This window comes from Chryseobacterium glaciei, from assembly GCF_001648155.1.
Lineage (GTDB): Bacteria > Bacteroidota > Bacteroidia > Flavobacteriales > Weeksellaceae > Chryseobacterium > Chryseobacterium glaciei.
Map to the genome: position 1 here is coordinate 1,028,813 of NZ_CP015199.1, position 22,980 is coordinate 1,051,792.

Below are 22,980 nucleotides of genomic sequence, written 5' to 3' on the forward strand. Positions count from 1 at the left end.
GTGGAGCCGAAATTTATTTTAAATTATAACCTTAATTCAATTTTGCAGTCAGTTTTTTGAACTGTTTTTCTGCATTTTTACCTTCATATAAAATTCCGTAAATAGTATCTACAATCGGAAGTTTAAGGTTTTTCTGTTTTGCTGTTTTATAGATAGAATCTGCCGCATAATATCCTTCCGCTATCATGTTCATGGACTGGATTGCAGATTTTACGGTATATCCTTTTCCGATAAGGTTTCCTAAGCTTCGGTTTCTTGAGAATAATGAATAAGCCGTTACTAATAAATCACCTAAATAAGCACTTTCGTTAACGTCTCTTGGTGCTTCGTAGATTGCTTCCAGAAAAGTTTCCATTTCACGGATCGCGTTGGATACGAAAACTGCCGTAAAGTTATCTCCATAACCTAATCCGCTTGCAATACCTGCTCCGATCGCGAAAATATTCTTCAAAATCGCGCTGTACTCATTACCCAGAACATCTTTGCTTGAATGTACTTTAATGAAATCTGAGTTGAAAATACTAAACAACTTCTCAGAAACCTCATCTTCCACTGTTGCTATTGTAAGGTAAGAAAGCCTCTCCATCGCCACTTCTTCTGCGTGACAAGGTCCTGCAATTACAGCCTGATTTCTGAAACCTATTTTAAATTCGTCTCTTAAATAATGAGCTACGACATCATTCACTTTAGGAATAATCCCTTTAATCGCTGAAACGAAAATTTTGTCTTTATAATCACAATTCATTTTATCCAATGTATCAGATAAATAAATTGACGGTGTTGCCAAAACCACAATATCACAGGCAGAAACCAACTCATTGATATCTGTTGTTAATTTTAAATTTTTAAGATTAAAAGTTGCCGCAGTAAGATAGCTCGGATTATGACCGCGAAGTTCGATCGCTCCTTTCACAAACTCACTTCTTACGCACCAATGTACGACTTTGCAGTTCTCAACAAGCATTTTTACAATCGCTGTTGCAAAACTTCCACTTCCCACAACACCCACGGAAACTTCATTTTTATTCTTTTTTGAATTTGAAGATTCTGAAATTATTTTCTTTTTCGTCATAATTGAAATGTGAACTGCAAATATATTAAAACAAAGATTCAACAAAGCTTTTCCTACGACGATAAACGCTATTTTCTGAAAAAATTAACACTTCAGAGCATAATTAATTTTTACACGAGTCTGTGCCATTTTGATAGAGACTTTTTTTAGACTGTATAAAATGTTATGGTTAGTTACTTATAATAAATCTTATTCACAATCCATACCATATTTAATGAAAAACAATCATAATAGCTTATTTTCAATTTATATTTGTTAAAATTAAATTTTATTAGAATTTTTTTCAACTCTTATTTAAATTATGACGAAAAACTTACTCATTTTTATATTCCTATATTCTACAGCAATGTGGGCACAAAAAACTGATGATCCGTACGAAAATCTGTACATGACCACTCTGACAGAAGTCGCTGCGAATGATATGCCCCGCGCACTCAAAATTGCAGATTCTATGACTGTAGCTGCAACAACACCTCAACATGAGGGAAGAAGCATAATGCTGACCGCCAGCCTTTATATGCAGCAAAGTAAATACAACGAAAGTATTAAGTTTGCGGAAAAAGCAAAAGATATTCTTGATACAACAGATAATTATGAACTTCAGGCAAAAATCCGAGGACTTTTGGCGACCGAATACAGAATCATAGGACTCTTACATCAATCTAAAAAGTATGCAGATGAGGGAATAAAAATAGCAGATAAAATCAATGATGCGAAGAAACAGGCACAGGTAAAATCTCTTTTCCTCCAAGAGTTGGCATATTACGAGATCAATAATAATAAAAATTATACGGCTGCCATTGCTTATCTTACTCAATCTCTGGAGTATTGTTCAAAAATTCCGGAGGATCAAATCAATCTGGGAAGAACGCACCAAATGTTGGGAGAAGTATATTGTTTTTATTTAAATAACTATAGTCTTGCAGAAAAACATTATCAAATCGCTTTGAAAAATCTTCCCGAATCTTATTATGTTATTGCACTTGTTCAGGAGGGATTAGGAAAAGTGCGATTTTCACAAAAACGGTATGATGAAGCTGAAAATTTTTTCTTAAAAGCTTTAAAATTTGCAGAAACAACCGATCATCCCGAAATGAAAAGAAGAATTTACAATGATATTTCAGAATATTATGAAAAAACAGGTCAGTATAAAAAAGCTGCCGTTTACAGGAAAAAACTCGCTGAATTAAATTGGGTTGAAGCTGAAAAGCATAGCCACACCGTTGACAGTGACTATAACAAAATTGAAAATGAAAACCAGCAATATGCAATTTGGGACAGCTCAAAAAATATTGCCATTGGCATTGCTTCTCTTTTGATTTTAAGTCTTATCGTAATTTTCATTATTAACAAAAAGAAGCAGAAAGCAGAATATCTTAAGTTTAAAACCATAATTGATCATTATAAGGAAAAAGAAGAATATGTTTTAGAAACAAAAATTGAAACTTCAGCACTTGATGAAAGTGAAGAAGAAAGAAGTTCAGATGAAATTGACGTTAAAAATAAACAGACAGATATTGCCATTAATAAAGAAACAGAAACAAAAATACTGGAATATCTTGATCAGTTTGAAAAAGATGAAATGTTTAATCAAAGTTATATTTCTCTTTCTTTCCTTGCTACGGAATTCAACACGAACAGCAAATACATTTCTTATGTGGTGAAAAAATATAAAAACACTGATTTTAAGAATTATGTCAATAAACTAAGGATCAATTACATCATTCACAAACTGAATACTTCAGAAAAACACAGAAAATATAAAATGGGAGCTTTGGCTGAAGAATGCGGTTTTTCATCACACAGTGCATTTGCAACTATTTTTAAATCTATTACAGGAATTTCACCTTCTACTTTTATTTCTTTTATCGAACAGGAAAAAGTAAAGAAAATTTAAATATAATTTCGATACAATTATTAATTTTTCACATGAGTCTGTACTTTACTAAAGTGCAGGCTTTTTTCATGCTTTTTTATCCTATTTTTCTTGCAATAAATTCAAAAATCATTTTTATTTTTCATTAAACCAAGATTATTTCATTTGCTTTCATTAAAAATTAAATTATTAAAAATCAAACATTTACAATTACAACCCTTTTGATTTTCCGAAAAACAGAAGGGTATTTCTTTCTTAATGAATTAGTTTCAGATAAATTTGCAAAACAATGTTAAGCATAATAACATTTGAACTAAAAACCCTATCATCCTATTAAAATACTTTTCTATTTCAGGTAAAAACTCATGTAGAAATCAACAATAAAATTTCCCTTTTATCATACGCTGCAAATGATTCTATTACAATTAAAATATCCCAATTAATTAAACACATAATTGAGTCCTACTATTCCAAATCTGGAATACAGCAAATCATTACACAAAAAATTTAGACCAAGATTCTAAGAATTACAAAAATGAAAAAACAACTATTAACAACTTTCACTTTGGCAATCGGCATATCTGTAGTTGCCAAAGTCGAAATTAATGTCGGAACATCAACATTAAATATTACGAAACTAGTATAAAAAATTACTCCTTTTAATCCTCAGAGTAATTCCATAAATCAACCATTCAAAAAAGCAATGTGCTAACATTTATAATTTATTAAACCACTATTATGAAAAAAAAATTATCGCTGGCTGTCACACTATTTTTAAGTGTATACTCTTACGCGCAAGTTGGTATCAACACAGCAGCCCCAGCAGCAACATTCGACATTGTAGCTAAAGGGAATGCAACTACCGCAGAAGGTATCATTGCTCCAAGACTTACAGGACTGGAAATCAAAACTGCTACCAGTAGTTCACTTTACACTACAGCACAGAGCGGTGCTATAGTGTATGCAACTTCGGCTCAGCCGGTAACACCAATTACACCAGCTTCCGCTAATGTGAGCGCTCCCGGCTATTATTATTGGGATGGAGCTTTGTGGCAGAAATTTGATATCAATTTATATCAACACGATGGTTCTTTAGCTGCAAATCGTGTTGTATCTATGGCTGATAAAACTTTGAGCTTTAATCCCGGAACAACACAATTGGTAAACCAGTTCAGCGTAGATGGCAATACATTTTCAGTTGATGCCCTAAACAACAGAATAGGTATTAATAATTCTGCCCCATTTAATGAATTGAGTTTGAGTAATAACACCTTTGGTTCCAATCAAACAGACGTTAACGGAAAGAAATTTGCAATTTACAACGGCGGAAATGCCGATTTCTATGGTCTTGGGATAAGCTCAGGCATACTTCAGTTCCACGCTGCCTCTACTCCTAATGAAGCGCCAGGAATGGTATTAAATGGTTATGGTTACTTAGGAGTAGGGCTTATGGGAGCAGATCCTACCCATAGACTTCATATCATTCCTGAACTGGGATTCGATCCTGTACGTATACAAGGTTTGAATGAGGATCTTACCGCTCCAAACGTATTGGCTGTTACCAGTACAGGTGTGTTTAAAACAATTCCAAAAACAGGCTTAGGTGCTGCCAGTTTATGGACACTTACCGGAAATAACTTATATCCTGCAACCCTTACCAATAATGTCGGTATTGGGACTACTACTCCTTCTTCTTTATTACAGGTAAATGGAACAATTACCGCTAACAGGATTCAGGGTCCTTCGGATTCACGATTTAAAAAGAATGTCACCCCAATTAAAAACGCTTTAGAAAAAGTAATATCATTAGGCGGATATACTTATGACTGGAAAGATGCATCTGAATTTCCTAACCAGTCCATCGGTAAAGGACACGACATGGGGGTAATCGCACAGGAAGTAGAAAAAGTATTCCCGGAAGCGGTAACAACCAACAAGGAAGGTTATAAAGCAGTGAATTACCAAGCGTTAGTGCCTGCACTTATTGAGGCGATCAAAGCACAACAAGCACAGATCAATGCACTACAGGCACAGGTAAACAAGCTTACCAAATAAGAATAAATTTTAAGGATTATTTGTGACAGTTGCTGAAATATGAACTATGCATAACTGATCCATAATTAAAATATATAACAATGGAAAAATTTAAAAAAACCATACAGGAGTTACTCGCATTAATGCTGATGCTGATGATACTGCCGCTCAATGCGCAGAATAACACAGCAACAGTCAACGGTGCATGGGACAACTGCGCCACATGGAACAGCCCGCCTGCCATATATAACAATTCATCTTCTAATAAAATCATAAATGCCTCTGTAAATGTAACTCTGAACAGCAATTGGTATGCACAAGGAGCAGATCTGGCAGCTTTGGGAGGAATAGATTTTCAAGGTGCCAACTGGCTGGATTTTACTGGATCTGGTACTAACCAAACCTGTATTGGAACTCTTGCAACTTTATCTTGTAATGGCGGAACACAGTCTGACATCACAATTAGTGAAGGTCAAGCTATCCCCGCAGGAACGACCCGAACCATCCCTTACACAGGCGGAAACGGAGGAAGTTACCCAGCAGGAAGTTGGAGTGCAAATGGTATTACCGCAGATTTACCAGCAGGAAACTTTGCCGTGGGCAATGGCAATCTGGTTTTTAACCTGAGTGGAACACCTACTGCAAACGGCACCATAAACATACCTATTACAGTAGCTGGCATTAGCTGTAACCTTACCGTAAGTGTATTAGCACCTATACCTTTAACTATTACAAGTGTCGGATTTAATTTTTCACCTAATTATCCGACTCAATATCCATCCAATATCATTTATCGACACAATTCTTCATCTCCCGAAATATGGAACGGTTCTTATACTACTCCTCAAACTGCAGCAGTCCAATTTACTTATTATTTCCCCAATGGAATAAGAGTTGTTGCGAGTAGCGGGGCACCTATTTATTTCCCAGGTGCTACCACATTTAATGCCGCAGCTAACATGAGAATGGTCGTGTATGCAGGATGGATATATCCGGGCGTTAATACACTTACATGGTCTCTTTATAGAGTAAGCACTGGTATTAACGTTAACTTCATAGGCTCACATACCATAAATGTGCTTGGGACAAACCTGATATTTGGTTATCAAACAATCAGAACAGGGATTTAATCCGATGAGTGTTTAAAGAATGAAGTCATGGTAATTAAAAAGGAATAAGATTTAAAGATTTAAAAATTTCATATCAATGCAACGTCCGGTTTAATAATCGGACATTTTTTATAAAAAGCATTACAAAACAAGATTCATAATGTTATAGTTAAGCTAAAATTAGATCTTAAAATTTAATAATCAGATATTTAATTATTAAAAAAATAAACAATAGAAATGAACATTTATCGTTAATTAAGATAGCAATTAAGTTAAAAAATGAGATGAATAAATATTTGCTTCATGACATCTAAACAACAAATACGTTAGATATTTATCAAAAAATAGCCCTTAAAACTTATTTTTAATTAAATTTGCAAGCTTAAAACCGTTTTTTTAATATACTAAGAGAAGAAATATGAAGAAATTTCTAAGCAGCAAGAAGAACATAAACATCCTTCTGGGAGGACTTTTATTTGTTGTTTTTGCACAAGGACTTTTCATAGCCAAACTATTTTCTGACAGAGATAATAAAACCTATGAAGTAAACCTTGTAAAAATAAACACTGAAAAAGACAGTGTAGACTACTTAAAAATGAAAACAGATTTAGGTCTTGTAGATCAAACTGTTGCTCAACTCAATTCATTCTTAAAATCAAAAGATATTTCGAATGAAAAGCTAACAATCCTTAGCAAAGACAGTATTTCGAGTTCTGTTTATCTGGCAAAACAATCTAACCGATACAGCCAGTATTTGATGGACTTACAGAAAAAATTAATGCAAGTTCCGCTGGGAATGCCTACAGAAGGTCATATCTCATCAAATTTCGGAATCAGAAAAAATCCTATTCCTTTCAAAACTGTTTACGCATCTGTAAGATCCGGTGCATCTTCAGAATCTAAACCTGCCACTGTTGCTGCAGCTCCAAAACCTGAAGTAAAAGCAGAACCCGTTGAAAAAACAATCGAATTAACCGACAGTTACGGAAATAAGCGAGAAGTAAAAGTAATGGTTACACCAAAATCAGCTCCTGTTGCTTCGGCTCCTGCAAGTACTTCTACAAAAACTATTGCCAGTAATTCAAATTCAGGATCTAAAGTTCCTGTTGTTGAAAAAAATAATCCACCCGCTGAGGCCGATCAGATGCAGTTTCACAAAGGTCTGGACATTGGTGTTGCTTTTGGTTCTGATGTTATCGCAACCGCTGCCGGAATTGTAATTTTCTCAGGACAGAAAGGTGGTTACGGAAACTGTGTAATCATTTCTCACGGAAATGGACTGGCTACATTATACGGACATTTATCTCAGTTAGTAGCGAAAGTTAATGAAAAAGTAAAAGTGGGTCAGGTCATCGCAAAATCCGGAAATTCAGGACGTTCCACAGGACCGCATCTTCATTATGAAGTACACAAAAACAATACGCCGGTAAATCCGAAATTGTTTATGAATTTATAAAAAGTAAGGCTGCCCAATGGACAGCCTTTTTATTGCTATAAATTTGATTGAGGAACATATAAATAACAGAAGTTATTTATGGAAATTCAACATTCAAAATCTTTTTGGTTTTTCTATCGAATGCCACATTGATAAAAGGAAAAAGAGTGTCTCTTTTACTTACTTCCCTGATTAATACTGTATGGCCTAAATTTGAATCATCAATAAACTCAAATCCCTGAAATTGTATTTCTTTAATTGGCCCTAGTTTTAAATCCATAGTAGAAAGCCCATCTTTTACTAATTTATCCTGAGGTCTAAACTTGGGAGCAAACATTTCAAGGATTCCATCATAATTTTTATTTATTAAAAACGAATTAAACTTATCAACTTCAGGATAAATATCTTTTATTTCCTGCAATTCTTGTTTAGAGAAAGATTTTGAAATATTGGTACCATCAGGTAAAAGTATTTTTATTTTAATTAAATCATACTTATCCGGGTTTTGATTTTGATAAATTGTATATGCAATATTTGATGCATTAGATATTACTCTTTGAGGCTGTTTATCTATCAGTTCACTACCTTTAATTATTACCTCAAAATAATCACTACTTTTTCCATTAAAGGCTTCCACGCCTTTCATAGTATTAACATAACCTCCATAAAACTTCTGAACTTCTTCAACAGACTTTTTATCTTCGGGTGTTGTGGTTAATTTATTACAACTTATCAAAAATAGCAATAATAAAAAGGGTAAGATTTTAATTGATCTCATGTATTGATTATTAGTTAATTTTTAAAATTCCTGTTACCTGCTTAAAGCTTTATAAAAGCGACTTTTCAATGAAAACCTCCAACCCAAACAGAAAGTTCAAATATAACGAAAATGTTTATTTTGTAAATCCCAAATAAACTAAAAGTACATACAGTAATTGCATGTACTTTTGGCTTATTTTAAAATCTTAAGAGTTCCTTTCGGATGATCTGATGATCCATCTGCTTTCAAGATATTTGAATAAATAACATTCTTATTATAATCCTGAATGTTGACAACGTTTACACCAACTTTAGGTTCATACCAATAAACCATAAAAACATTTTTTGCAATTTCTGTTGCTGTATATTCAACAGTATCTGAAAGTCCCTTAACTTCACCTTTTGTTCCGACAAAAGACATCGTTTTATTGTCTTTAAAATCTAAAATAAATTGAGCGGTTCCAAAGTTAACTTCCACTTTTCGTCCAATTGCGGGATAAGGTGATCTTAAATCCCAATTCATTTCACCTAAGAAAACTTTCACTCCCATCACCAATTCATCTTTTCCGGGAAGACTTGGATATTTATTAACCATGAAATTAACAATTGCTTCTGAAGTTTTATTTTCTGTGACTGCTTTTTTATAGTTTTCAAGATAATTTTTAACAAAATCCAACGAGTTTGGAGAAAGAGTCAGTTTTGCAAAATGGGAAGGTACAACCTGTGTCGGGTTCAATGCTTTCATGGCATCAATTTGCCCGATCCATTGATCAATAGCTTTTTGATTCTGTGTATCGGCCATCCAGAGATGAGAGTCTACAGAAACTGAAATACCGCCTACAACTGTTTTCAAAGAAGGAATCCAAAGAAAACTATGCGCTGAATCATCAGGATTTTGTTTAATTTCAATTTTATTCCCTTCCAAATCAAGAATTGAATTTACCGCTTCCGGAATAATAATTTCAGAAGGCGAATCTTCTTTCAGTTGAGGTTTCCAAACTCCCAGTTTATCATCTTTTGAAGCCGAAATAAGATAAGCCGTTTGTGCGGTGGAAATAATTCTCACATTTGGAAAAGCTTTCTTAATAACATCCAATCCGAAATAAAAATCAGGGTCGCTGTGCGAAATAAAAACCGTTTTCAGATTCTTTCCTGTCGCTTTTATTTCCTTAACAAGTTCCTCAGCATATTTCTTTTGAAACTGAGCATCAATGAGAATTGCATCTTTATCTCCGTAAATTATTGTTGAGGTAATGGGAAAAATCGCTTTTGAACCCGGATTGTAAACTTTAATCTTTAAATTTCCAGCAAATACAATGCTTACAAAACCCAATAAGATTATTAATGATAATAATTTCTTTCCTAACATTATTGTTTTTTTAATTAATAAGCAGCTGTAAAACGTTCGCGAATATGGTTATTTTGCTCTAATTCATCAACCAAAACTACCGCAACATCTTCTACAGAAAGGATACTTCTTCCCTCTTCATTTAAAACGGGTGTTTCCAAAGAAGTTCTGTATTTACCTGTTCTTGATCCTACATTTGCCTGATTCATTTCAATAGCAGGGCTAAAGAATGTCCAGTCTAATGTATTATTTTCTTTGATTTTATTTAAATAATCTCTTGCTGCAGTTGCTCCCGGCTTGTATGCCTCAGGAAAATCCGGAGTATCAACAATCTGAACGCCATCTGCAATATAAAGACTTCCTGCGCCACCAACTGTAATAAATCTTTTAACGCCAGCTTTTTCAACCGCTTTCTCGATGTTTTCAGAACCTGTAAGGAAATCGTTGTAAAGATTTGGGTTCGTCCAACCTGCATTGAATGTGCTGATAACCGCATCGCTTCCTTTTAACGCTTCAGATAGTTCATCTATGTTATTTACATCGATACTTTTTGCAGACACTTTATCGTTTTGCTCTACTTTAGAAGCATCTCTCACGATAGCTTCTACCGCATATCCTCTGTTTGCTAATTCATTTACGACTTGAGTTCCTACAAATCCTGTTGCACCAATTACTGCTACTTTTTTCATAATATTTTATTTTAAATTAATTGTAATAAAACTTGTTACATTTATAGATAAAAAATTTTAATCGAACTGATCAGTGAATTGCTTCAATGATTTATCTCCTAAAAATTTTACTACTAATTGATCTGTTTCTACAAACAAATCATTCAGATGATTATTGATTTCACGGCCGACGCTACAAATGGGATTCGGATTATTATTCTTCTTCCCTAACACTTCAGAATTTTTCACTGCTGAATAAATTTCAGAAATCGTTATAGAATCTGCACCTTTTGAAAGCTGGCTTCCACCCTCTTTGCCCTGTCTGCTCGTTATTAAACCCGCTTCCCTAAGAACGCTGATCTCTTTACGAACAACCGCCGGATTTATATTGATACTACCCGCCATCCACTCAGAAGTTAACCACTCCTGCGGACTTTTGGCCAGTAAGGTCATAATATGTATCGCCGTAGCAAATCTTGTATTGTTCATCTTAATTTCATGGCAAAGATAGACAAATTTTTCAAATGTAACAAATTTTATTACAGTTAAATTTTTCTTAAAGAATTAATTTATCTAAATCCAGCAATAAATAATTGATATTCTGATTAATCGTTCGTGTGGCCGATTGCATTTGATTCAACATGGCAGCCCGATTATGAAGATCATCCGCTCGGTAATATCCGCCATCACTGAAAATAACCGACTGATCAGCTTCTGTTTTACTGTCATCAAACTGATAATGCAACCATCTTTCTTTCATACTCTGAATAATAGAATGTGTTTCTTTATTCGAAAACTTTTTCTCAGTGTACATGTACCAAATGAATGGCGGAAAGTTCGGAGATTCCAATTTTTCTTTCCAAATATCTCTTAAAAGGTTTCTTGAATGTACGAATTCAACCTTTTTACCTTTCGGATTTAATGTTGCTAAACCAAAACCTGCTCCCAAAGCTCCACCACCAATATCAATTGCACTGCTCCATGCGTCATCCTTTACAATTCCTCCAGCGATAGATGCGGCCGCACCGGCAACAATTGAATATAAAATCAGTTTATTACTTTTTGAATCATTAAGATTATCAACATAATTTCCAATTTGGGCAACGCGCTCTCCTTCGCAGTCGAATTCTGCGGCTACAGCATCCAATTCGGTCAGCGAGATGGTTATTTTGCTATTAATCCTTGTTTTAAGCTGTAAAACTTTAACCTGAGAACTCAAAGAAGAATCTTTTTTAAGTTCCATAATTTGATGTACCTCATCAAGATTATCCAACGCATTTAAAATCAAAATACTTTGATCAGAAAACATAGGTTTAAGATCTTTATTCGCTAATAAAATAGAATCTGAATTATATGAAGGTAATTTATTAGGATAGTTATATTGAAAAGGAGCCTTGCAATAGCTGTCTTTCAAGGTAAGAATATTCTGCTTTATAGCCTGATTTTTCTTGGAAACACAGGAGGTGATTACACTAAGAACGGTTAAAAGGTAAAATATTTTTTTCATTCAGATTTGTTTTATTTGTGTAAAGGTTAGAATCACCTTTAATTGATTAACTCAATACGAATATAACAAAATAAAAAAATTTACCCGAAGTTCAGGTAAATTTTTAATTTATATGTAAGCTAGATTACTTAATTCCTAACAATTCTACAACAAAAACAAGGGTACTGTTTGGTCCAATCTCTTTGCTAACTTCTTGCTCTCCATACGCCAAATGTGCAGGAATAATCAATCTCCACTTGCTTCCTACAGGCATTAATTGTAATGCTTCCGTCCAACCCTTAATTACTTTGTTCAAAGGAAAAGAAGCTGGTGTTCCTCTTTTTACAGAGCTATCGAAAACTTTTCCGCCAATTGTAGTTCCGTGGTAGTGGCATTTTACCATAGATTTAGGCCCTGGCTTTGCACCGTCTCCTTCGGTAATGATCTCATATTGCAAACCACTTGGCAATTGCACTACGCTTTCTCTTTTACCGTATTCTTCCATGTATTCCTTACCATCGTTAAGGTTTTTCTCTGCTAATTCTTTTTTACGCTTAAATAACAAATCTGCTACTCCCATAATTTAATTTTTTACAAAGATAAGATTTTGGAGCGGGAAGAATGAAGCTGGAGGATGGAAGTTTTGGAAGCTCGTAATTACCTCAATTCTAAACATCTCCAAAAATTCAAATAAGATTAATATTATCTTAACGTATATCTCGAAACTTGGCGTTATAATTGGATTTTAAAACTAAATGCCAGATCCACTAAAATATAACAAGAAATTTGACCAATTGTCGGACGAGGAAAAAGAACTCCTCGAAATCAATAAAAAAAGCATTACCGATTTTGTTGAGCAGTCTCCATCAGTAAGCGATGTTGATTATGCTACCCGAAATGCTCACGCAAAAACCTATGCTGTTGCAAAAGGTGAATTTTTAATTGACCCCAATATTCCAAATGAACTGAAACAGTTTTTTGATAAAGAAAAATTTGATTTAACGATACGATTTTCCAATGCTCATTTAAAGGTTAAAAATAACAAAAAAGATATTCCGGCTTATGGATTTTCCGTGAAAATAAAAGATGAAAACGGACAGTTGCTTGCCAATTATCCTTTGGTGAATTTTCCGTTATTTCCTATTAATTCTGTAAGTACTTTTTTGAAATTATTTACTTCAGTTAATCGGTTTTTCATTAAAAAATGGAGTTCATTTTCATTAATGATACAAATATTGAAAGTGATTCCGTCTACTTTTACAGGCTCATTTTTAAAGAATATCATTAAGCTTTTACTTCATAAAAATGATTTTTTCCTTTCCTTCGATTATCATTCTGTGGGAGCTTACCGATTGGGAGAAAATATGATTAAAATAAAGCTGAGTCCAAGATATGTTGATAAAAATTTCGGAAAGAAATTAAAGGTTAAAGATGCTATTGAAAGTTATTTTAAATCTAACGAATTTGCAGCTGATATTTTAATTCAAATTTGTTATAATCTGGAGGATCAACCTATCAATAAACTCAATATTGAATGGAAAAATTCACCATTTATAAAAATTGGGGAAGTAAAAATTGAAAAAAATACTCTGCTTGATCCGCGTTCCTGTGAAAACGAAATGCTTTCTTTTAATCCTTTTGAAAGTAAAGCCTTCTTTCAGCCTGTCGGAAAAATACAGAAACTTCGGGATGAAGCCTATAAGGTTTCAATGCAGACGAGACTTAAGATTAATAAGTTATTGAAATATAAGTAGGTAAAGGGTAATTATGAATAGTAGGCATAGTATTTGTCATAGAAATCAGAATGACAAAATTTATGGATATTTTCAAATATTGAAAATAATGACTTCCACCCTAGCCCCGATTGTAACGACATCCTTTTTTGTTGCGGCGGAGCGAAGCGGAGCCGTAGCCAAAAAGATACAGTGGAAAGCGGGATTAAGCTTCTAAAAAAATTCAAATAAAAAAGGCTCTACAATTTGTAAAGCCTTTCTATTTTTAAATTTTAATTGATATTATTCTTCAATTTTATCTTTTTCCTCGTCTTTATCAGGGAATATGATTGATAAAAGAACCGAGATCACCAATACTCCACCCACAATTCCTAATGAAACTGGTGATGAAATGTGAATCCATGGTGCAATTAGCATTTTAACTCCAATGAAAGATAGGATAATTGCCAAACCATAAGGTAATTTGCTGAACATATGAATAAAATTCGCCAACAGGAAATACAATGATCTAAGACCTAAAATTGCAAAGATATTCGATGTATAAAGGATAAACGGATCATTTGAGATCGCAAAGATCGCAGGAATTGAATCCACTGCGAAAAGTACATCCGTAAACTCAATAACCGCAACTACAACCAAAAGTGGTGTTGCCATTTTGATTCCGTTTTGAACAGTGAAGAACTTGTCTTTGTCGTAATTATCAGAAACTTTCCAGAAGCTTTTGATCAATTTTGCACCTGCAGAATCGCCAAAATCTTCATCGTCTCCGTCATCTCCTCCACCCCAGGATTTTATTCCTGCGTAAATTAGGAAGATTCCAAAAAGGGTCATTACAACATTAATAGTTACCGCCTGACCAAAAATCGTCATCTCCGGTAAATACGTTAAGTTGATCAATCCAACACCTGCAAAAATGAAAATCGCCCTGAATATCAACGCTCCGATAATTCCCCAAAACAATACTTTATGATGAAGGTGTTTTGGAACTTTAAAGAATCCAAAAACAAGGATAAATACAAATAAATTATCTACCGACAAGGCTTTTTCAACCCAATAAGCGGCTTGATATTGTGTAAATTTTTCTACTGCTAATGCATGGCTCACCGGAGTTCCGTCTGTATTGAAAACCCAATACACCACTCCCGAGAAGATCATTGATAATGAAATCCACACTACAGACCAAATCGTAGCTTCTTTCGAAGAAACTTCATGGCTTTTTTTGTTGAAAACTCCTAAATCCAGAAGTAACATGATAACAACCGTTATCGCAAACCCCCACACCAAACCAGGGTGCAGTTCTAAAATACTTTGATGTTGTTCCACTATGTATGTGTTATTATATGATAAAAGCAATAACTGTATGATGTACAATTATTGCTAATAATTAATTTTAATATGTATAATTAATTTCTGCTCAATTAATAAGTTTTGGCTAAAGCCAAATTTGAAACTTATTTGTTGTAAACGGGCTAAAGCCCGTTCCTATTGAACTAAAACCAATAATTTATTTACAAATATTTCTGCTGAACAGTTTTAATAGTTTCTTCTAATTTTCTGTCTGCTGTAGGATCTCCGATTGCGTTGAATTTCCATTCTCCGTTTCTCTTGTAGAAAACTCCCATTACCATGGCAACGTGACCTTTGAAAGAAGCATCATTCGCGATATCATATTTAGCAAAAACTTCTCTTACATTGGTTGGAGTTCCTTCGTAAATTCTGATTGAAGCAAAAGGAATTGTTCCGAAATCCTGACCTCTATAACTGTTCAAAACCAATGCAACGTGCTCTACACTAGCATCTAACTGACTGAAATCAATAGTAATAACTTCGTTATCAAGACCATCGTCTCCATTTACGTCACCTGTTAAATCATCACCGCTGTGCTTTACAGAACCGTTTTTAGATTTTAGGTTTCCGAAATAAATTACTTCAGTAGAATTTTTATTAGAATCGTATAAAATACAGCTTCCGTCTAAGTCTACCGCCTCTCTTGTAACTCCTCCGAAGAACCCTTTTTTCTCAATTGCACCCCAGTTGATCCCAACACAAGCCTGCGTAAGAGCTGTACCGTTTTCCTTCGTAAGGTTTATTCTTTGACCTTTTTGTAAGTTAATAGCCATCTTTTTATGTTTAGTTGTTTATTATTTGTTTGGGCAAATTTTGCCTTAGCTTTTCAGCTTTTTATTAATTATTTAAATTTAAATTCAACATCGCGCGAAGAATATTTGTTTCTTCATTAATGTCGAATATTTTGCTCATAATATCTACACTTTCGAGATTTCGGAGATAGTCTTTCAAAACGTTTGTTACCGCCTCAGGTAATACACGCTTTCTTTCATTGATCGTATCTTCCAACTGTTCGTTTTTTCTTCTCAACTGATTAATAATTGAGCTTTGGTTTGATTCATTAGGCGTAACATCTATCTTTTCAAGTATTTTAGAATCAATCATATACATTTTCTTTTCTTCAATATTAAAAATGAAATGATCATCCGACTGAAAAACCTTAAAAAGTTCATACTCATTACCCGTAACAATGTAACCGCATATAAAACGAACTTTAAAACCTTGAATATTAAGCCTTCCCAGCAGTTTTCTTTCGATTGAATAATCCAAATACTGATACGATGGAACTATATTACATTTTAACAGCTCTTCATCAACACTGGATCTGTAAAACTCTGTTGCATATTTTTTATAAAAATACAGAACATTGTCCCACTGCACCCGAAATTTATCTTCCGTAAGATCTTTATAAAGGCTTTTTAACTGATTGGAAAATACACCGCTGTACATTTTCCTGTCGGTTTCAAAACTATCTGCTCTGCCCTCTTCAAAACCCGAAATATATTTATTATTAACATCAATTTCATTAATTACCGTTAACAGATCATTTTCTTTCTGACGTTTGATTTTTGTCAGCAATTCTATTAAACTGTCTGTATATTGGAGATGAAAAAGCTCAAGTTTACTATAATCCAATCCCTTATTTTCCCGAAATAGATTGTCGATAATATCTGTTTTAATATAAATCGATATGATATCAATATTTTCAAAAAAATTCGAAAGAAGTTTAAGCTTTGTTAATCTTCTTTTACTCTGAGATAATATGGTTATAGCTTCATCATCCACCTTTATACGGTATTAATTATCCTCTGACGTTTGCTTTTAGTTCGTGTTCCAATGTCTGTAGATCCTGATCCAGCTTTCTTCTGCCTTCTGCACCTTGCTTTTGGATTTGTTTCACCTCGTTCAAAGTACCGATAAGTTTCGCAGTTGTTTCTCTCAATGTTTCTACAGAAACGATCGTTTGCTCGTTTGCTCTTGCAACGTTTACTGAATTCTGACCCAGACGTTCTGCATTTTTTCTTAAAATTTCTTCTGTTGTAGCAGAAACTTTCTGTTGAATCTCAATATTCTGCTGCTGTCTGTACATCGCAACCGCCAATGAAAGTTGATTTTTCCAAAGTGGCAACGTTGTCGTCAAAATAGTTTGTGCTTTTTCAGCAATAGAAACGTTGTTATTCTGAACCAATCTGATCTGTGGAAGAGACTGCATCATAATCAAACGAACCACTTTAAGATCCGCCAATCTTCTATCTAATCTCGCGATAAAATCTCTCTTATCAGCAATTTGATAATCCTGATAAGTTTGTGGAGCAGCTTCCATTTGAGCTAATTCAACTCCAGCTTTTTCCATTCTCAGATTTCCGACGATTACCAATTCTTCGATTTGCTTGATGGCATTCACATTACTTTCAAAAATAGTCTGCAAAACAGCATTATCCTTTGTAGAAGTAATGATTCCGGCATTTACTTTATAAGCGATCTGATCGATATTATTAACGATCTTGTCATATTTTGTAAATAAATTCTCGATCTGCGCCACGATACTCTTCATGAACGGCAGTTTGCTTAAAAAGCTCTTGAATTTATTTTGATTTAATTCATCTACATCTACATAATTAAGCTCCAACAATAGATTATTGATAAGCTCTCCTACTTCTCCGGAATTTGATCTTCTTACATTTCCTAAGAAACTATCACTCTGATTAGAAAGTGTTCTTTGAAGGTCAGCCCCAAAATTGACGATAGATCCAGGGTTAGATTCATCGATAGAATCTGCAAGAGTCTCGTATTTTTTACGTTCTTCAATCTGTAACTGAGTCAAGTTTACATTTCCGTCTCTGTCTACAAGCGGAGCCGGAGGCATGCTTGGAGCTGCCGGCTGAACCGGTGTCGGAGGAGCCATTGGAGTAGGTTCGAATGTCTTTAGAGGTTCAATAGATCCAAGTGGATCAATCGGTTGATTTTCTTGATTATCCATGGTAAATTATTGATAGATTGATACAAACTTATCCAGACCGTCTCTTTGTCCGCTTCCTACAGCTTCAAATTTCCATTCTCCGTTTCTGTTGTAGATTCTTCCGAATTCTACGGCTGTTTCGATTGAGAAATCTTCGTCTAATTCATATTTTAAGATTTCTTCATTCGTTTCTGTGTTAAAAATTCTGATGAAAGAATTTCTTACTTGTCCGAAGTTTTGTTTTCTGGATTCAGCTTCGTGAATCGTTACGACTACTGTAATTTCTTTTACAGCATCATCAATTTTAGTTAAATCGATTTTAATTTGCTCATCATCCCCATTTCCGTCACCCGTCAAATTATCACCAGAGTGAATCACCGCTTTGTCCGGAGATTCAAGGTTGTTGTAAAAAATAAAATGATTATCAGAAACTAACTTTTTGTTCTCGTCCAATAAAAATAAAGACGCATCTAAGTCGAATCCTGTTCCGGTAGATGTATTATTGGTGTCCCAACCTAAACCTACAGTAAATTTAGGTGCGTTTATGTTTTCTCTTTGTCCTTTTTGTAAGTTAATAGCCATAATATAATTCAGTTTGCGTTAAAGTGTTTATATTGTTTTCGTATTCTTTTATTAAATGATAATTATTGCTGATCGCAAGTTCCAGCAGGTTATCCATATGTTCTTTTGTTACTTTAGACGTAAGATACTCAAAATTACTTGAATCCAGTCCTAAAATATATTTCACGATCCTTGTATTGAACTGGAAACTTGGCTTCACCATTACTTCTGCAACATGTTTTACATCTTTCACAGCGTAGTAATTGAAGAAGTTTTCAATTTTTGGATCTAACTCAAAATTCATCAATTCAGCATAATACATGAATAAAAAATCTGCTTTCACATCAAATTCATCCAAAATTTTATTCACTGTAAATTCATGACTTCCTGTAATTTTTATATCGTCTATAAAAATACAAAGTTTTCCTCTTAAAAAATCTTTATCAAGATAATAAGTATCATTGGCAATCAGATTTTTACGGTCTTCAAAACTTAAATTTCCGTAATCTGTTGTATAGGTATGATTTCTATTGATTTTTGATAAAATACTCGACTTTTTTCCTTTCTGAAATAAATAAAAATCAAGATATTTTTTGAAGTAAAAACATAAAAAATTAGAAGCCGTCGGAATTGCCATGTAAGGACTTGGCAACACCACGATTTCTTTATCTGTATTTAAAATTTCTTCGTGTGCAGAAAGAAATCCGTCAAATAATTCTTTTGCAAATTTTTCAGCATACGATTTATCGCCATACTTGAAATAGCTGTATTCTGCAGGCGAAAAAGTAAACTCATCCGCCGAATGAATGTGGTGTAAACTATACCTTTTATTCATTTCTATTAGTTTTTTAATAAATATGCATTAAATCCAAAATCCTTTGCTCCCTTGTAATCTGCAATCGGATTATCTCCGATATGCAAAATCTGATCCATCGGCAGATTCTGATTTTTAACTCTATTTTTTACCTCCTGAAAAATAAGAGGATTCGGTTTAGAAATATTCAGTTCATCAGAATAAATATGGAAATCAATGTACTGATCCAAATTTTCATTGATAAGAAATTTTCTCATCGTTTTTCCTTTGATAAATCCTGTATTGCTTAAAACATTAATCGTTTTTCCCTGATTTTTAATTTCGTCAAAAAACTGATGTAAATTTTCGAAAATAATAACAGGTTTATATTCTAAAAACAACTCTTCGCTTTTCAGATAAAAGTCATTTAGTTTTTCTTTATTTATCTGTTTTAAATCAATATTCAAAGATCCTAAGATCAATAAATAAATTTCAAAAGTATCAATATTCCCACCCAATACTTCATTGATATTATTACAAAGATCATCATAATATTTTACGACTTTCGCAACTTCTTCAATGGGTTTATTTACGTTAAAAAATGAGGAGAACAGCTCAACTCTTTTTGCTTTAAATTCAGGGTGAGATTTTATTAAGGTAAGCCACAAATCAAAAGAAAAATGTGAGTGATTGTGGATGTCTATATCTGTTTTCAAAATGGTTTAAGTTAAAAGTTTTTATTTAGCTTTTCTTGAAAAAGATGTTTTAAATGGTTACTATTTGCTGTCATCAATTCGTGTTTAAAATTTTCAGTTTTCCCAAAGATAGAATTTTTCTTATTAATGGATAAATGTACTTCTATGTTTTAAGATATTTTTATGATTTCCCGTAATTTGAATTTAATATTTGATCTAAGAAAATTCCTTTTTTTAACGCTATGATCGCTAGGTTTCGTTTAATTCTTTGAAAATATTTTTCGTTCGCAAAGGCACTTCGTTCAGCAAATGATAGCAGAACGGCTTGGCTGAGTGAAACGCCTTTGCGAACGAAAAATATTTTCAATCATTTCAAAAAAATCTTTGTGAGCTTTGCGTTAAAAATAATTTAACAAACCAAGCATTTTATTTCTTCAATTTTCTGTCGTTTGAAAAAAATTAAAAAAAGTTTTTGTGATTTAAATATTTTTTATAATTTCGCAACCGATTAACAATCAACAATGTCAACAAAAATGATAAATATTATAACTTTAAACAATCCTATCAGAGCTGTGTTCTTTGGTAGCACTGAATATTTATCTGAATAGTATCGACCTTTATAAAATCAAAATATAATTAAAGGCCTGTCTATCCAGATAGGTCTTTTTTGCTACCCAATTTCCAGCTTTCGAAAATTCAAGTTGGTCGTCTTAAATTTTTTAACGAAAAGAAAAATTTTCTTACTAAATAAAATGGTAAGACTAATAAATATTTACGTTTAAAATTCAAGTATAACCTTAAAAATCAACAATTTAAATTTAACAAAATGAAATACAACACACGAAATATAGGGATAATAGCGCACGTCGATGCCGGAAAAACAACACTCACGGAAAGATTGCTTTATTACACAGGAATGATCCACAAAATAGGAAACGTAGACGAAGGAAATACAACGATGGATAAAGATATTCAGGAAAAAAACCGAGGAATTACCATTTCATCTGCTGCCATTTCCACACAATGGAAAAAGGATGATACCATTTTTAATATCAACATCATTGATACTCCCGGACACATTGATTTCGCAGTGGAAGTTGAACGTTCTTTACGAGTTCTGGATAGCGTTGTCGCTGTTTTCTGTGCTTCTTCGGGAGTTCAGCCACAAACTGAGAATGTTTGGTTCCAGGCGGAGAAACATGGAATTTCTAAAATCTGTTTTATCAATAAAATGGATAGAATTGGAGCTGATTTCTTTGCTGTTTTAAACGAAATCAAGACTAAATTGAATGCAGCTCCCTTGGCCTTACAAATTCCAATTGGTTCTGAAGACAATTTTGAAGGAGTGATTGATTTAATCAAGCAAAAAGCTTTGTATTGGATGGATGAAAATGGTGAAACGATTATTGAAAAAGAAATTCCTGAAAATTATAAAGTAGAAGCTGATGAATTCAGATTAAAATTAATGGAAACATTGGTCGAATCTGACGAAACGTTCTTTGAAACTTTCATGAATTCTGAAACTCAAATTTCTGAGAACATGATGATTGAAGCGATAAAAAGGGCTTGTCAAACAAGAGCAATTGTTCCTGTTTTATGCGGTTCTGCTTTTAAGAATAAAGGAGTTCAGCCTTTACTCGATGCAATTGTAAGTTATCTTCCCGCTCCCAATCAATTGACTTCAATTAAAGGAAAAAATCCTGCAACAGAAGAAACTATTGAATTGGAAAGAAATGAAGAAGAAACTTTTTCAGGATTGGTGTTCAAGGTTGTGATTGATAAACATATGGGAAAACTAGCGATGGTAAGAATCTATTCAGGAAAGATAAAATCTGGTGATACTGTCCTCAATGTGAGAACTGATGAAAATTTCAGAATATCTAGGATTTTGCAAATGCAGTCGAATAAAACGTTAACCATTGAAGAAGCGAAAGATGGTGATATCATCGCTTTAACAGGAATAAAAGATGCTAAAACAGGAGATTCTTTATCTTCTCTTCAAAGGCCTGTAGTTTTGGAAGCGATCACGATTCCAGCTCCAGTTATCCGAGTTTCAATTGAACCTAAAACGAATGCTGACGAGAAATCTTTCGGTTTGGTTTTAGCTAAAATTCAGGAAGAGGATCCTTCGTTGGTTGTTGAAAGAGACAAACAAACTGGTGAAACTTTATTGAGTGGTTTGGGCGAATTACATCTTGAGGTTACTTTAGAAAAGATCAGATTGAATCACGGAATTGAGATCAATCAAGGAAAACCTAAAGTTTCGTACAAGGAAATTTTAACCGAAACTAGAATTCACAGAGAAAAATTAGTGAAACAAAACGGAGGAAACGGACAATTTGCGGATATTACTTTTGAAATCGGACCTAGAGATCATAATGAAATCGGGTTAGAATTCATTAATAAAATTAAAGGCGGAGTTATTCCTAGTGAATTTATTCCTTCCGTAGAAAAAGGTTTCAGAGAAGCAATGGAAAACGGAGCCATAAATGGATATCCTTTGGAAAGCATGAAAATTACACTTCTTGACGGTTCCACTCACTCCGAAGATTCGGGTGCTTATGATTTTGAAATTTCTGCAAGAGACGGTTTCAGAGCAATTGCAAAACAGTGCAAACCAAAATTATTGGAACCCATCATGCAAGTTGAGATTCAAAGTATTGAAGAATATACTGGGGCCGTGACTGCTGACATCAATAAAAGAAGAGGAATTATTACTTCAATTGATGAAAGATCAGGTAGAAAAATTTTCACTGCGGAAGTTCCTTTGGCTTCTACTTTCGGATATATTTCTGATCTGAGAACGCTGACGAGCGGTAGAGCTTCGATTAGTATGAAATTGTCGCACTATGCTTTAGTGCCTGATTTTATTTCAAATACATTAATAACTTAAAAAGCGAGGGCTGTGAATTTATTTTGCAGTCCTTGTTTGGGTTATAAAGTGAATGGTGAATTGTGAATTGTGAATTTTTTCTCTCGCGGATTTTGCTGATTACGCAGATTTTTTTCTTACGACAAATATATCTTTATTATATTCATAGATCGCATTTCATACGATCCTTTCCTAAGCCGTCCCTTCGGGACTACCCGCTCCAAAACTCTAAA

General features: G+C 33.7%; 20 protein-coding genes. 6 read left to right on the forward strand and 14 right to left on the reverse strand.

Going from position 1 to position 22,980, the window contains the following annotated elements:
• Positions 1-31 precede the first annotated feature (31 nt).
• Positions 32-1,072, reverse strand: coding sequence for an NAD(P)H-dependent glycerol-3-phosphate dehydrogenase (locus tag A0O34_RS04510; RefSeq protein ID WP_066751767.1), 1,041 nt, complete (start codon positions 1,070-1,072; stop codon positions 32-34).
• A gap of 301 nt (positions 1,073-1,373) precedes the next feature.
• Here A0O34_RS04510 and A0O34_RS04515 point away from each other — a divergent pair, with 301 nt between their 5' ends.
• The 4 genes from A0O34_RS04515 to A0O34_RS04530 all read left to right on the forward strand — a co-directional run bounded on the left by A0O34_RS04515 (position 1,374) and on the right by A0O34_RS04530 (position 7,547).
• Positions 1,374-2,969 (forward strand): tetratricopeptide repeat protein, encoded by a 1,596-nt coding sequence (locus A0O34_RS04515; protein ID WP_082891093.1) that lies wholly within the window; start codon positions 1,374-1,376, stop codon positions 2,967-2,969.
• Between the two features lie 717 nt (positions 2,970-3,686).
• Positions 3,687-5,003: a tail fiber domain-containing protein gene (locus tag A0O34_RS04520; protein WP_066751774.1), complete on the forward strand. Its 1,317-nt coding sequence runs from the start codon at positions 3,687-3,689 to the stop codon at positions 5,001-5,003.
• A gap of 134 nt (positions 5,004-5,137) precedes the next feature.
• Positions 5,138-6,112: a hypothetical protein gene (locus A0O34_RS04525; RefSeq protein WP_157885948.1), complete on the forward strand. Its 975-nt coding sequence runs from the start codon at positions 5,138-5,140 to the stop codon at positions 6,110-6,112.
• Between the two features lie 397 nt (positions 6,113-6,509).
• Positions 6,510-7,547 carry a peptidoglycan DD-metalloendopeptidase family protein gene (locus A0O34_RS04530; RefSeq protein ID WP_082891094.1) on the forward strand — a complete coding sequence of 346 codons (1,038 nt, stop codon included), beginning with the start codon at positions 6,510-6,512 and terminating at the stop codon, positions 7,545-7,547.
• A 76-nt stretch (positions 7,548-7,623) separates the two neighbouring features.
• Here A0O34_RS04530 and A0O34_RS04535 read toward each other — a convergent pair whose 3' ends face one another.
• The 6 genes from A0O34_RS04535 to A0O34_RS04560 all read right to left on the reverse strand — a co-directional run bounded on the left by A0O34_RS04535 (position 7,624) and on the right by A0O34_RS04560 (position 12,367).
• Positions 7,624-8,304, reverse strand: a complete 681-nt coding sequence (locus A0O34_RS04535) for a hypothetical protein (protein WP_066751780.1) — start codon at positions 8,302-8,304, stop codon at positions 7,624-7,626.
• A 174-nt stretch (positions 8,305-8,478) separates the two neighbouring features.
• Positions 8,479-9,654 carry an MBL fold metallo-hydrolase gene (locus tag A0O34_RS04540; RefSeq protein WP_066751783.1) on the reverse strand — a complete coding sequence of 392 codons (1,176 nt, stop codon included), beginning with the start codon at positions 9,652-9,654 and terminating at the stop codon, positions 8,479-8,481.
• 14 nt (positions 9,655-9,668) lie between these two features.
• On the reverse strand, positions 9,669-10,322 hold the full coding sequence (locus A0O34_RS04545) for an NAD(P)-dependent oxidoreductase (RefSeq protein WP_066751786.1): 654 nt from the start codon (positions 10,320-10,322) through the stop codon (positions 9,669-9,671).
• A gap of 57 nt (positions 10,323-10,379) precedes the next feature.
• A complete protein-coding gene (locus A0O34_RS04550) occupies positions 10,380-10,790 on the reverse strand; it encodes an Rrf2 family transcriptional regulator (protein ID WP_066751789.1) in 411 nt (136 codons plus the stop codon).
• Positions 10,791-10,857: 67 nt separating this feature from the next.
• Complete coding sequence (locus A0O34_RS04555) at positions 10,858-11,808, reverse strand: hypothetical protein (protein WP_066751792.1); 951 nt, start codon at positions 11,806-11,808, stop codon at positions 10,858-10,860.
• 124 nt (positions 11,809-11,932) lie between these two features.
• Positions 11,933-12,367 carry an FKBP-type peptidyl-prolyl cis-trans isomerase gene (locus A0O34_RS04560; RefSeq protein WP_066751795.1) on the reverse strand — a complete coding sequence of 145 codons (435 nt, stop codon included), beginning with the start codon at positions 12,365-12,367 and terminating at the stop codon, positions 11,933-11,935.
• 175 nt (positions 12,368-12,542) lie between these two features.
• Here A0O34_RS04560 and A0O34_RS04565 point away from each other — a divergent pair, with 175 nt between their 5' ends.
• Complete coding sequence (locus A0O34_RS04565; RefSeq protein ID WP_066751798.1) at positions 12,543-13,541, forward strand: catalase family protein; 999 nt, start codon at positions 12,543-12,545, stop codon at positions 13,539-13,541.
• 261 nt (positions 13,542-13,802) lie between these two features.
• Here the strand turns inward: A0O34_RS04565 and A0O34_RS04570 are convergent, their stop codons facing one another.
• The 7 genes from A0O34_RS04570 to A0O34_RS04600 all read right to left on the reverse strand — a co-directional run bounded on the left by A0O34_RS04570 (position 13,803) and on the right by A0O34_RS04600 (position 19,896).
• Positions 13,803-14,843, reverse strand: coding sequence for a TerC/Alx family metal homeostasis membrane protein (locus tag A0O34_RS04570; RefSeq protein ID WP_066751801.1), 1,041 nt, complete (start codon positions 14,841-14,843; stop codon positions 13,803-13,805).
• 185 nt (positions 14,844-15,028) lie between these two features.
• Positions 15,029-15,640, reverse strand: a complete 612-nt coding sequence (locus A0O34_RS04575; RefSeq protein ID WP_066751804.1) for a TerD family protein — start codon at positions 15,638-15,640, stop codon at positions 15,029-15,031.
• Between the two features lie 64 nt (positions 15,641-15,704).
• Positions 15,705-16,652, reverse strand: a complete 948-nt coding sequence (locus A0O34_RS04580; protein ID WP_066751807.1) for a hypothetical protein — start codon at positions 16,650-16,652, stop codon at positions 15,705-15,707.
• A 16-nt stretch (positions 16,653-16,668) separates the two neighbouring features.
• Entirely contained in the window at positions 16,669-17,847 is a 1,179-nt protein-coding gene (locus A0O34_RS04585; RefSeq protein WP_082891095.1) for a toxic anion resistance protein, read from the reverse strand.
• Positions 17,848-17,853: 6 nt separating this feature from the next.
• On the reverse strand, positions 17,854-18,408 hold the full coding sequence (locus A0O34_RS04590) for a TerD family protein (protein ID WP_066751810.1): 555 nt from the start codon (positions 18,406-18,408) through the stop codon (positions 17,854-17,856).
• Entirely contained in the window at positions 18,398-19,222 is an 825-nt protein-coding gene (locus A0O34_RS04595; RefSeq protein WP_066751813.1) for a phosphoribosyltransferase family protein, read from the reverse strand. Before A0O34_RS04595 ends, A0O34_RS04590 begins: the two co-directional genes overlap by 11 nt.
• Before the next feature lie 5 nt (positions 19,223-19,227).
• Entirely contained in the window at positions 19,228-19,896 is a 669-nt protein-coding gene (locus A0O34_RS04600; protein WP_066751816.1) for an HAD family hydrolase, read from the reverse strand.
• Between the two features lie 805 nt (positions 19,897-20,701).
• Here A0O34_RS04600 and fusA point away from each other — a divergent pair.
• Positions 20,702-22,768, forward strand: coding sequence for an elongation factor G (gene fusA, locus A0O34_RS04605; protein WP_066751818.1), 2,067 nt, complete (start codon positions 20,702-20,704; stop codon positions 22,766-22,768).
• The last annotated feature ends 212 nt before the right edge of the window (positions 22,769-22,980 follow it).